This window comes from Halpernia sp. GG3 (genome assembly GCF_052976925.2).
Genome location: NZ_JBRIIR020000017.1, coordinates 410,861 through 423,112, shown reverse-complemented (window position 1 = coordinate 423,112; position 12,252 = coordinate 410,861). Strand labels below are relative to the sequence as shown.

General features: G+C 34.9%; 10 protein-coding genes. 9 read left to right on the top strand and 1 reads right to left on the bottom strand.

Translation table 11 applies throughout. The features are described from left to right. Positions 1–3: 3 nt before the first annotated feature. The 3 genes from ACVBED_RS11410 to ACVBED_RS11400 all read left to right on the top strand — a co-directional run bounded on the left by ACVBED_RS11410 (position 4) and on the right by ACVBED_RS11400 (position 2,780). A complete protein-coding gene (locus ACVBED_RS11410) occupies positions 4–348 on the top strand; it encodes a hypothetical protein (protein ID WP_447120397.1) in 345 nt (114 codons plus the stop codon). Between the two features lie 162 nt (positions 349–510). Further along, entirely contained in the window at positions 511–2,055 is a 1,545-nt protein-coding gene (locus tag ACVBED_RS11405) for a sensor histidine kinase (protein WP_447120396.1), read from the top strand. Between the two features lie 35 nt (positions 2,056–2,090). Further along, complete coding sequence (locus tag ACVBED_RS11400; protein ID WP_447120395.1) at positions 2,091–2,780, top strand: response regulator transcription factor; 690 nt, start codon at positions 2,091–2,093, stop codon at positions 2,778–2,780. 153 nt (positions 2,781–2,933) lie between these two features. Here the strand turns inward: ACVBED_RS11400 and ACVBED_RS11395 are convergent, their stop codons facing one another. Next, on the bottom strand, positions 2,934–3,467 hold the full coding sequence (locus tag ACVBED_RS11395; RefSeq protein WP_447120394.1) for an SPOR domain-containing protein: 534 nt from the start codon (positions 3,465–3,467) through the stop codon (positions 2,934–2,936). 183 nt (positions 3,468–3,650) lie between these two features. On the opposite strand from ACVBED_RS11395, the gene ACVBED_RS11390 reads away from it, so the two are divergent. From ACVBED_RS11390 to ACVBED_RS11365, 6 genes are read left to right on the top strand one after another with little or no spacing between them, the layout of a single operon-like run. Then, positions 3,651–5,024, top strand: a complete 1,374-nt coding sequence (locus ACVBED_RS11390; protein WP_447120393.1) for a c-type cytochrome — start codon at positions 3,651–3,653, stop codon at positions 5,022–5,024. A 23-nt stretch (positions 5,025–5,047) separates the two neighbouring features. After that, the gene (locus ACVBED_RS11385; RefSeq protein ID WP_447120392.1) at positions 5,048–8,116 is read left to right on the top strand and encodes a TAT-variant-translocated molybdopterin oxidoreductase; all 3,069 of its coding nucleotides are present in this window, start codon (positions 5,048–5,050) and stop codon (positions 8,114–8,116) included. 18 nt (positions 8,117–8,134) lie between these two features. Next, positions 8,135–9,532 carry an NrfD/PsrC family molybdoenzyme membrane anchor subunit gene (nrfD, locus tag ACVBED_RS11380; RefSeq protein ID WP_447120391.1) on the top strand — a complete coding sequence of 466 codons (1,398 nt, stop codon included), beginning with the start codon at positions 8,135–8,137 and terminating at the stop codon, positions 9,530–9,532. Further along, positions 9,519–10,040 (top strand): DUF3341 domain-containing protein, encoded by a 522-nt coding sequence (locus ACVBED_RS11375; protein ID WP_447120390.1) that lies wholly within the window; start codon positions 9,519–9,521, stop codon positions 10,038–10,040. The genes nrfD and ACVBED_RS11375 overlap by 14 nt, the downstream gene beginning before the upstream one ends. A gap of 45 nt (positions 10,041–10,085) precedes the next feature. Continuing rightward, positions 10,086–10,829: a c-type cytochrome gene (locus ACVBED_RS11370; RefSeq protein ID WP_447120389.1), complete on the top strand. Its 744-nt coding sequence runs from the start codon at positions 10,086–10,088 to the stop codon at positions 10,827–10,829. Positions 10,830–10,840: 11 nt separating this feature from the next. Beyond that, entirely contained in the window at positions 10,841–12,172 is a 1,332-nt protein-coding gene (locus tag ACVBED_RS11365; RefSeq protein ID WP_447120388.1) for a quinol:cytochrome C oxidoreductase, read from the top strand. Positions 12,173–12,252: the final 80 nt, after the last annotated feature.

Here is a 12,252-nt window from a genome sequence, read left to right as displayed (position 1 = left end):
TAAATGATGACAGAAAAAGAGATTTGGCAAAAAATAGAAGAATTTTTTGTGGAACATTTTGATACGGAAAAAAATCCTACAATAGAAACCATGTTATTTCTAATTGGCGTGCAGGAATTAGGCAGCGGGAAACAAAAATTTTCAAAGGATGATAAATTAAATCTTTTGCATATCGCAGTTTGCCGTCTTCTTGAGCCATTTGGCTATTATAAATTTACAAATTATGATGCGGAAGGATGGCCTCAATTTGAAACCTTGGATAATCTGCCAGAATTAAGACCTAATGAGCAAAGTATTTTGATGAAAAAAGCAATTCTTCAATACTTCAAAGATGAAGAACTAATTTAAAAAACACTTTTATAATATTTTATAACTCTTAAGGACTCTATTTTCACAATGTTTTGTTAAAAAACTAAATTTTAACAAACTTTATATAATATTATCGCTTATTTATTGTTTTTATATTCTTAAAAGAAGTAATTTTAACACTTCAATCTGAATATACAAAAAATGAATAATAAGTTCATTCCTATTATCTCGGTCTTCATGACCATATCGCTCGTTGTTTTCACCGCGCTTCAATTTTATTGGCTGAAGGGTTATTATGGCGCACTGGAGCAAGAATTTTCCAACAAAGTTTACAGCGCACTTGAATCTTCTACAGCAAAAATCACTTCTCTTGAGGTGAATAAGTATATGAATGAGGACTATAAAAATTTCGGCAAAACCATCAGTGCTGGAAAAGATCAGCCGTCATTAACCACCATTTCGCAAGTAGAAGATTCTGCAAGTAGAAGATCCATTACTTACTCTAGAAGTATTTTAGAAAAACAAAATATTCCAATTTCAAAGCGGGGAGACAGTCTGAAAGTCACCACTTTACATACTGATGAAAATCTCATACGAATAAAGAAAAACCCCAACGTACAGGAACCCCTAACCGCAGAGCTAAGCCGATCTCTGGAAAATGGCGAATATAATGTGAAAGAATTTGTTAAATTAAACGGCGCCAATTTACCCATTTCTAAGCGCGTGGATAACACAGTCTTAGATTCTGTCCTTATTAAAGAGCTGAAAATGCGCGGCATCAATACTCCCGTAGGTTATGCGATCTATGATAAAAATGCGAAACCAACGAAAATTTTAAATGCACTTTACAAAAAAGATGATAAGGACATTTACAAATATCCATTATTTACGGACAGTAAAGACCGCACTTTATTTTCACTAAGTATAATGTTTCCAAGAAAAGATTACTCACTAGCACGTAATAATTTGCCAATGCTTTTAGGAACTTTTATGTCATTATTGACAATTTTAGGGATTTATATAATTTCCATTAATTATATGATGCGTCAAAAGAAAATAGCAGAAGTGAAAACGGATTTTATCAATAATATGTCGCACGAATTTAAAACGCCTTTGGCTACTATTTCTGTTGCTACTGATTCTTTGGCAAATGATAAAATTGCTACCAATCCTGAGAAAGTAAAGTACTATTCCGCTCTAATTAAGCAGGAAAATCTACGCATGAAGAATCAAGTGGAAAATGTTCTTAACATGTCTAAACTTGAGCGTAATGAAATGGAATTATTTTTAAGAGAAACAGATGTTCGTGCATTGATCAATAGAATGGCCGATTCTTTTAAATTAATAGTTGAAAAACGTGAGGGCGTGATCACTAAGGATTTTGAGGCTACAAAACATATCTTTAAAATAGACGAATTTCACATGTCAAATGCGCTGATCAATCTTTTTGATAATGCCAATAAATATTCCCCAGAAGCGCCAGAAATTAATATTAAAACTAAAAATGAAGGCAATTGGTACGTTATAGAGATTAAAGATCGTGGAATGGGAATGGAAACCCATAATAAATTAAAGATTTTTGAGAAATTCTTTAGGGAAGAAACTGGAAATATTCATAACGTTAAAGGCCAAGGATTGGGACTTTCGTACGTAAAAAAGATAGTTGAATTACACAAAGGACAGATCATCGTAGAATCTACAAAAGACAAAGGAAGTACCTTCACCATTAAATTACCGATGGTTTAGGAAATAAATTTTAACCAAATAAAAATATATAAATTATGAGCAACAGAATACTTTTAGTAGAAGACGACCAAAGTTTTGGTGCGGTTTTAAAAGATTATTTAAGCATTAACGATTTTGAAGTAACGCTTGCTACTGACGGCGAAATGGGCTTAAAAGAATTTACTGAAAATGAGTTTGACATATGCATTTTTGATGTGATGATGCCTAAAAAAGACGGTTTTTCTTTAGCAGAAGACGTGAAAAAAATTGACAAAAACATACCAATTATTTTTCTTACTGCAAGAAATATGCGTGAAGACATCTTAAAAGGATATCAGTTAGGCGCTGATGATTATATCACCAAACCTTTTGATACTGAGCTTTTGCTTTATAAAATAAAAGCCATTTTGCAAAGAAGCGCTACTTTAGAAGATGAAGGTCAAGAGCAATTTAAAATAAGTAATATCTATTTTGATTCTATGCTTCGCCAATTAAAAGTTGGTGATGAAGAATATAAATTATCCCCAAAAGAAAATGAACTTTTAAAATTACTTTGTCTTCACAGGAATGATTTTATGCCAAGAGATTTAGCTTTAAGAAAAATCTGGAAAAAAGAAAATTATTTCACAGCAAGAAGTATGGATGTTTACATTGCAAAACTTCGGAAATTGTTGAAGGGCGATCCGGGCATGGAAATCATTAATGTTCATGGCGAAGGTTTCAGACTTTTAGTCAAAAATCAATAAGAGAAATTTAGTTTCTTTAAAACCGCCTCAAATAATTTGAGGCGGTTTTTTTGCCAGACAGTTTTATTCAAAATGCGTCACTCTAGAAGTTTTACAAAAAATCCGAAGAGATATTTCTTCGGATTTTTTTTTATTGTAAAATTTTGGTCGTATTTATTTTGCTTCTACACAAAATATTTGATAAGAAACCAATCTTGCTTCTTTAAAAACTTTTTTCACACTTCTGAAATCATCTTCTGCACTGTCTCTATTGAAATAACTTCCTGCCATAATTTTATAATTTGGTCTTAAAGAAGCATCTTTAATCACCTTTAGCATCGGGAATCTAGTTCGAAAATAAAGTTGAACTTGGTTGGCTTCCTCATTACTTTTTACTGTGTTGACTAAAATCTTGACACCTAAAATCCTCGGGTTTTTTCTGCAAACCTCTGCTGTTGAAATATTTCTTTCGGAGATGTTAATTTTTGGAGGTATGAGAGTAGAGGAATTTGAATTGTCTGAATCGGAAACTTTACCGTTTATATTGCATTTATCTTCGGCAGCCTGCAACATATCGCTAATTTTCTGATCCATTGAGATCTTTACAGTGTTGCCAGAAATAGTATCTGTTTTTACAACTTGCTGACCAGTAATTACAATCGATCCAAAAAATCCAAAAAATAGGATAATCTGCTTAAAATTTTTCATTAACAATTCTTTTCGCAAATTTAAACAATTTAAAAATATACACACCATTGCTATTTAGAATAATTATAAATTAAGGTAATATGCAATAAAACATACGCAGTTCCTCATAATTTTCTGTTAAAATAGTATTTTTGTACCGTTAAATATACAATTAAATATATTTATTAAATCAAGATAATTTAAATGATTAGTTGGAGAAAGCATTTTAAAACTGTGCTGATAGCTGTAGGATTATTGCTATCAACAAGTGCTTCTGTTCATGCCCAAACGGGAGACCCAAGCAATGGCGAAAAAATTTTTAAAGCAAACTGTACTGCTTGTCACGCATTAGATAAACAGGTGGTAGGTCCGGCTTTAGGAGGAATCGTCGCAAAAGTAAAGGCAGACGCAAATTTAGGTCCAGATTGGTTACACAAATGGATCAAGGATAACAAAACACTCAGAGCATCCGGTGATAAGTATGCAAATGAGATTTTTATAAAATTTAATAAAGTAGAAATGCCACAATTTCCAAGTCTTACGGACAAGGATATTGACGATATTTTGGCTTACACTACTAATCCACCAGCAGCGCCTGCAGCAGATGCAGCCAAAGACGGTGGCGCGGCAACAGACATTAATTCTGTAGTAGCTTTGCAGACAGCTAAAAATAACGAAGCTGCTTCTAAAGTTATAATTTCTAGTTTGGTAGTTATCGCAGGTTTATTAATTTGGTTACTTTTAAAACTGAAACAGCTAGTAAATCTTCAGAAATCGCAGGAACTCTCTGAACATGATTCGGCAAAAGCTTTATCCTTTGGTGAAATGTATGAGAAATACAGATTTATAGCCACCGGTGTTCTAAGCGTTTTAGCAATTTTTGCAGCTTATGGGGTTTGGAACTGGCTCATGTGGATTGGTGTATATAAAGGTTACAAACCAGAACAGCCAATTTACTTTTCTCACAGAATTCACGCTGGTATAAATAAAATTGACTGCCAACTTTGCCACTCAAGCGCAAAATATGGGCAAGTTTCAGGAATACCTTCATTAAATGTTTGTATGAACTGTCACAAAATGATTCCAGAATATAAAGGAAAATACCTTGAAACAGGAAAAGACAGAGAATTCTACAGTGGAGAAATACAAAAAATGTTTGACCATGTTGGCTGGGATAAAGATAAAATGGCGTATACCGGAAAAACAAGTCCGGTACAATGGACGAGAATTCATAACATGCCAAAATTTGTTTATTTTAATCACGCACAACACGTCGTGGCTGGGGAACATGCAATTATTGACGGCTTCAATAAACTACACCCTAATGATAAAATCGATGTTGTCTGTAAAGCTTGTCACGGTAAAATAGACACGATGAATGTGGTACAAATGGCGAACGATTTCACGATGGGCTGGTGTATCAATTGTCACAGATCAACCGAGATAGATATGAAGAACGGATATAATAAAGCCTATTTTAACAATCTTCATGAGAAACTTAAAAAACAATTTGGCACTGGTGCGAAAATCACTGTAGCAGCAATTGGAGGTTTAGAGTGTGGTAAATGTCATTATTAATTAATAAATAATTAGAAGTATAAATGGCTTCAAATAAAATACAATTCAGAAGTATTCACGAACTAAAAGACCAGACGCTTAATGCGAAACTGGCGGCAAAAGAATTTCAGGATGAAATTCCGGTTGATAAATTCCTAGGTAATGCTGAGAAAATGAACCAACCCGGAACTTCAAGAAGAGATTTCTTAAAGCTTCTCGGTTTTTCAACGGCGGCTGTAACGCTTGCTGCCTGTGAAGCTCCAGTTATTAAGAGCATTCCTTATGTCGTGAAACCTCATAATATTATCCCAGGAATTCCTAACTTTTTTGCAACTTCTTACTTTAATGGCTCAGATTTCGCAAGTGTTCTTGTAAAAACCAGAGAAGGCCGACCAATTAAAATTGAACCGAATGATTTAGCAGGGGATCTGGGAAAAACTTCAGCAAGAGCGCAAGCTTCAGTGCTTTCCTTGTACGATAACGATAAAATTAAGCAACCAAAACTAGACGGAAAAGATGACACTTTTGACAGTGTTGATGATTACGTTTTAAAGGGTTTAGCACAATCACAAAATTCAGGAAAGAAAATAGTAGTTTTATCTCACTCTTTTCCAAGTCCAACTTTTAAAAAATTATTCGGCGATTTTAAAGCTAAATATCCTACGGCAGAACTTGTGACTTACGATGCACTGCCAAGTGCAGCGGCTTTGGATGCTTCTCAAGAAGTTTTCGGGCAACGCGCTTTGCCTGTTTATGATTTAACTAAATCGGAATTGGTTGTGTCTTTTCACGCAGATTTTTTAGGGGATTATTTAGGTGCAAATCTTCAAAGCTCATATTCAAAGGCGAGAAAACCTGGTCCAAACATGCTTAGACATATTCAAGTTGAGTCTAATTTATCTTTGACTGGTGCAAATTCTGATAGCAGAATCAAACTAAAACCAAGTGATGTAAATAAAACTTTAGTTGAAGTTTACAATGGTTTGAATGGTGGTACATCAAATAAACAAGCAGCGGCAATCGTAAAAGAATTGCAGGCGAAAGGTTCTAAAGCTGTAGTATTTGCTGACGGTTCTAAAGCGGCAATCGTTTTATCTTATTTAATAAATCAAAAATTATCGTCAGATGCATTTAGTGGAAAAGCTAATGTGCTGAAAGAATTTGACGGGGCAAGATATACTGAGTTTTTAGGTTGGATGAACAGTGGGCAAGTTGGAATTTTAATTGCAAACAACGTAAATCCTGTATATTCATCTTTTAAACCTCAAAGTGAAGCATTCAAGAAATCAGTTGCGAAAGTACCGTTCGTAGTTTCTTTTTCTGAGAAGAAAGATGAAATGTACCAATTAGCAAAAGCGGTAATTCCTGTAGCACATTGGTTAGAATCTTGGGGCGACATTATGCCAAGAACGGGTGATTACTCTTTAATGCAGCCAACAATACAAAAAGTTTATAAACCCCGCCAATTAGAAGAATCTCTTTTAGTTTGGATCAACGGAAAATATAGCCCGAAAAATAATTACTACGATTATTTAAAAGCAAACGCAACTCCAATGCTTGGTTCAATTTCGTTTAATAAAGCTTTATATGGTGGATTTAATGAAATTGCTGGAGGTTCAGGTTTAGCTTATTCTGGAGGAAATGCTGCGCAGGCAGTCTCCGAATTGAGCAATTTCAAACCTTCCAAATTTGAATTAGTATTATATACCAATGCCGCAATAGGTGATGGTGCACAAGCAAACAACCCTTGGTTGCAGGAACTTCCTGATGGTATCTCTCGTTTATCTTGGGATAATTACTTAACGATTTCTCCAAAAGACGCTAAAGATCTGGGTTTAGAAAATGAACTTAATGGAAGAATGCAACTGGACGGTTCTCTAGTAGATTTAACCGCTAATGGTATTAAATTAGAAAATGTTCCGGTATTTATTCAACCTGGACAAGCAGATGGTTCTTTTGGTTTAGCCTTAGGTTACGGGAAAAAATTCTCCGGAAAAGCTGCTGAAACGGGCATAAATGCTTACCCTATATTTGATGGTTCTAACCTTGCAATTTCAAATGTAAGTTTAGCGAAGAAAGATGAAATGTATGAATTTGCAGGAATGCAACTTCAGAATACATTAATGGGCAGATACGAGATCGCAAAAGAAGTTCCTTTAGAAACATTTTTAAATGTAAAATTTAATGATACTTCCAAAGATTCAGAAGGAACTATAAAAGGTTGGAACGTACCTTTAGAAATCCATACCATAAATGAAGCTTTACCAATTGGTAAAATCGACCTTTGGGATGCATTTGATGATACAGATGGCCCGCACTTTAATTTGTCTGTAGATCTAAATTCTTGCACAGGCTGTGGCGCATGTATTATTGCATGTCAGGCCGAAAATAACATTCCTGTTGTTGGAAAAGCCGAAGTAAGAATGTCGCGTGATATGTTCTGGATAAGAATAGACCGTTACTACACTGCAAAAGAAAAAATTGAAACAAAAGAAGCTGTCGATAGAGGTTTAGATGTTCCTCATCTTTATGATATTTTAATTCAGCCAAATGATAGCCCAGATGTCATATTCCAACCTGTAATGTGCCAACACTGTAACCACGCGCCGTGTGAATCGGTTTGTCCGGTTGCTGCGACGTCTCATGGTAAGGAAGGTCAAAATATGATGGCCTATAACAGATGTATTGGTACAAGATATTGTGCAAATAACTGTCCTTATAAAGTTAGAAGATTCAATTGGTTTACTTATAATCTTAATGACAAATTTGATTATAACATGAACAATGATTTAGGCAGAATGGTTCTAAATCCAGATATTGTAGTGAGAACAAGAGGTGTGATGGAAAAATGTTCATTATGTATCCAACAGACTCAAACTGTAATTTTACAAGCTAAAAAAGCAAATAGAGTTGTATCTGATGGTCAATTTCATACTGCTTGCGAAAGCGCTTGTCCTTCAGGTGTATTTACGTTTGGCGATATGAATGACAAGTCTTCGAAAGTAAGATCTCTTTTTAATGAAGATAGAAAATATGTGCTTTTGGAAGAAGTGGGAACAAAACCTAATGTGTTTTACCACGCCAAAATTAGAAACAGAAAGGAAAACGTTTAAAAAATAAATAGGTAAAAAATGTCAGGACATTACGAAGCTCCGATAAGGGAACCTTTAATTATTGGTCACAAAACTTATCACGATATTTCAAACGATATCGCCCGACCTATAGAAGAAAGAGCAGGAAAACTATGGTGGGTCTCCATCTACGTTGCTTTAATTCTTTTTATATATGGTTTCGGCTGTATTGCATATACTATTGGAACAGGAATCGGTGCGTGGGGATTGAACAGGACAATCAACTGGGGTTGGGATATTACCAATTTCGTTTGGTGGGTAGGTATTGGTCACGCTGGAACTTTAATTTCAGCCGTACTTTTATTATTTAGACAACGATGGAGAATGTCTGTAAATAGATCTGCAGAAGCGATGACCATTTTTGCGGTAGTTCAGGCAGCAATCTTCCCAGTAATTCACATGGGTAGAGTTTGGGTAGGATATTGGGTTTTTCCTTTACCAAATCAATTTGGTTCTGTTTGGCCAAACTTTAACTCGCCTTTACTTTGGGATGTATTTGCAATTTCGACTTATTTTTCTGTATCAACTGTATTTTGGTTTATGGGATTAATTCCCGATTTTGCAATGATCAGAGACCGTGCGAAAACACCGTGGACAAAGAAAATTTATACATTCCTATCTTTTGGATGGGGCGGTAAAGCGAAACACTGGCAAAGATTTGAAGAATTATCTTTAGTTCTTGCAGGTTTAGCAACACCACTTGTATTTTCTGTACACACCACGGTATCATTTGACTTTGCTACGTCAGTAATTAAAGGATGGCACTCAACAATTTATCCACCGTACTTCGTTGCAGGAGCAATTTTCTCCGGATTCGCAATGGTACAGACTTTATTACTTGTTGCAAGAAAAGTATGTCATCTAGAAGAATATATTACAATATATCATATTGAAATTATGAATATTGTAATTATCTTAACAGGTGGAATGGTGACTGTTGCTTATGCTACAGAATATTTCATCGGATGGTACTCTGGTTCACGGTATGAAGATTTTACTTATCTTTCTCCAGGTGCAGCAACAGGTCCTTACTGGTGGGCATTTTGGGCATTAATTACTTGTAACTTAATTATTCCTGCATCTTTTTGGTTTAAAAAAGTACGGACAAATATTACAGCAACTTTCATTATCGCATTAATTATTAATATTGGAATGTGGTTTGAAAGATTTGATATCATTGTAATTAACTTATCCAGAGATTATTTACCTTCTTCATGGACGATGTTTAAACCTACAATTATTGACGTTGGAGTATACTTAGGGACGATAGGGTTTTTCTCTACATTATTCCTACTCTACGCAAGAACTTTCCCTGTAATTGCACAGGCTGAATTGAAAACGATTCTGAAAATATCAGGTAAAACTTATAAAGCAAAAGAAGGAGATGAGCACCATTAAAAAAATATTTGGCCTTTATGGCGACGATGATGATTTGATGAATGGCGTAAAGGCTTTCAATGCAAAAGGTATTGCAATTGCGGAAGTATATACACCATTCCCTGTTCATGGTTTAGACGTAGCACTAGGTTTGAAAAAAACAAGAATATCTGACGCTGCATATATTTATGCAGTTTATGGTTTAACTCTTGGGAGTGTTCTTACGTGGTACGTGATGAATTTTGACTGGCCACAAGATATTGGTGGTAAACCGTCTTTCTCCTGGTTTACAAATATGCCGGCTTTTGTAGTTCCGATGTTTGAATTAATGGTTTTTTGTGCTGCACATATGATGTCGATCACATTTCTAATCAGAAATAAGATGTATCCATTTTGTCCACCGCAAAATCCTGATCCAAGAACAACCGATGATAAATTTATGATAGAATTTCTTTCTGACGATGTGGAGTCTATCAAACAACTTCTGGTAGAGACTGGTGTAGAAGAAATTACGATAAAAGATGCTTAATTTAATGACTCTATAAACATTAATTAAGTAAAAAATAAATTTCAAATGAAAAATAGTTTTTTAAAAATAATAAGCACAATAACGTTAGGTAGTATTTTACTTACTTCCTGCGGCCCAAAAGAAAATCCGCCTTTGGTTTATTTTCCGGATATGTACTTTCCTGTCGTTTATGATGCACTTGGAAAAGCTACTATAGCGTACTCTGATCACCAAAACGAAATCCCTTTATTTGTAAAAAGTGACGGAGCAACGGGTTTGAGACCAATTTTCGGAACGGTAGCTCAAGATGTAGACCATATTGTGGAAGCAAATAATGATGCCGACCAAACGCCAGACGAATATAATAATGGATACGACGAGGCCAAAACATTAACAGTTTCACCTTTAAATTCAATAAACAAAGCAAAAGATCTTGCGCGTGGTAAAATATTATTTGAACATACTTGTTCCGCGTGTCATGGTGTAAATGGAGATGGAATGGGACCAATAGTTTTAAGCGGTGCTTACGCAGGTGTTCCTAAATATGCAGACAGAGATATCACAGTAGGATCAATTCACTATGTAATGATGCATGGTAGAAATGCTATGGGATCCTATGCAGGAATGCTAAGTATTGGAGACAGATGGCGAATAGCAATGTATGTGATGAATGCATTCAAATCTACACCAACGCCAAAGCCAGCAATGGCACAAGCAACCCCCGCACCAATGGCAGCATCCGCACCAATGGCAACTTCAACAGGAACAACAGTATCTACACCAGCAACGACAGGAACTACTAAAAAATAAAAGAATTAAAAATGTATAGTTTTTCACCAAAATTAAGATTATATTCAATTATACTTATCGTTTTAGGATTAGTAGCTTTCGGAATTGGGTATTTTATGAATCACGGAATCGATCAGGTTCGGGTAGAACATATGATGGAAACTGTGCATGCAGGCGGCCATAATGCACCAAGTAATTCCAGCGAGATGGTTGGTCCACAAGATCACGCCGCTCATATGGAGCACGCCACAATGCAAATTCATAATCAACCCTTGGCAGCAATTCACTTAATTGCAATATTTGCTTTTGCATTAAGTTGTTGCGCATTATTCTTTTATTCCATTCAAACTGCAGCTCATGCAGGATGGTCTATCATTATTTTGAGAGTGATGGAAGCAATCGCTTCTTACATTCCTTATGGTGGAGTAATTATATTAATTTTAGTTGGTTTGAATATTTCCCATGTTGGACATATTTTTCATTGGATGGATCCTTCATTAACTGATCCAAAATCACCAAATTTCGATTCTATTTTATATGAAAAACATAAATTTTTAAATATTCCATGGTACGTTGTTAGATCATTAATATATGTTTGCGGTGCATCATTTTTTGCCTGGAAATTAAAATCAATGTCTAAAAAAGTAGATGAATTAAAAACCAGAGAAGTTTACCAGTCTTACTATAAATGGAACGTAGCATATATTGTATTTTTTGGTTTCGCTTCTGCAGCTTGGGCTTGGGATTGGTTAATGTCAATTGATCCACACTGGTACTCTACAATGTATATTTGGTACGCAATGGTAAGTTGCTGGGCAAGTGCAATTGCAGTAATAATTTTAATATGTGTTTATTTAAAGAAAAAAGGTGCGCTTCCTCAATTTAATGATAATCACCTGCATGATTTAGGAGTATTTCTATTTGCTTTAAGTATGCTTTGGACGTACACTTGGTTCGCGCAATTTATGCTTTATTGGTACGCAAACATCCCGGAGGAAGTAAATTACTTTTTTGGAAGATTTGAATATTACAAAGTTCCATTTTTTACCAGTTTAATTTTATGCTTCTTAGTTCCATTACTAGTTATGGTAAGCAGTAGTATAAAAAGAAACTACAAAGTGATGGCAACCATGGCCGTAGTTGTAATAGTTGGTCACTGGATGGATTTCTTTAATATGGTAATGCCTGGATCAGTTGGTCCATTTTGGAAAACACCAGAAGTATTTCTTTTAGTTTTTGGCGCGATGTTCTTCGTTGTAGGATTATTTATTTTTGTTGTAATGACTAGATTATCCAAAGAGAAACTAATTCCCGTTGGAAATCCATATTTACATGAATCTGAAATTTATGAATACCCTTTCTAAAATTCCTCTCAAAATATATAAATCCCGACTTAGGTTGGGATTTTTTTTTGAAATAAATATATTTACACTCAAATGTTTAT

Bases quoted from the DNA above. Each gene is read 5' to 3' on its own strand.
- ACVBED_RS11370 (WP_447120389.1), top strand. From the start codon at position 10,086: ATGAAAAATAGTTTTTTAAAAATAATAAGCACAATAACGTTAGGTAGT.
- ACVBED_RS11375 (WP_447120390.1), top strand. From the start codon at position 9,519: ATGAGCACCATTAAAAAAATATTTGGCCTTTATGGCGACGATGATGAT.
- ACVBED_RS11365 (WP_447120388.1), top strand. From the start codon at position 10,841: ATGTATAGTTTTTCACCAAAATTAAGATTATATTCAATTATACTTATC.
- ACVBED_RS11410 (WP_447120397.1), top strand. From the start codon at position 4: ATGATGACAGAAAAAGAGATTTGGCAAAAAATAGAAGAATTTTTTGTG.
- ACVBED_RS11400 (WP_447120395.1), top strand. From the start codon at position 2,091: ATGAGCAACAGAATACTTTTAGTAGAAGACGACCAAAGTTTTGGTGCG.
- ACVBED_RS11385 (WP_447120392.1), top strand. From the start codon at position 5,048: ATGGCTTCAAATAAAATACAATTCAGAAGTATTCACGAACTAAAAGAC.
- ACVBED_RS11405 (WP_447120396.1), top strand. From the start codon at position 511: ATGAATAATAAGTTCATTCCTATTATCTCGGTCTTCATGACCATATCG.
- ACVBED_RS11395 (WP_447120394.1), bottom strand. From the start codon at position 3,467: ATGAAAAATTTTAAGCAGATTATCCTATTTTTTGGATTTTTTGGATCG.
- ACVBED_RS11390 (WP_447120393.1), top strand. From the start codon at position 3,651: ATGATTAGTTGGAGAAAGCATTTTAAAACTGTGCTGATAGCTGTAGGA.
- nrfD (WP_447120391.1), top strand. From the start codon at position 8,135: ATGTCAGGACATTACGAAGCTCCGATAAGGGAACCTTTAATTATTGGT.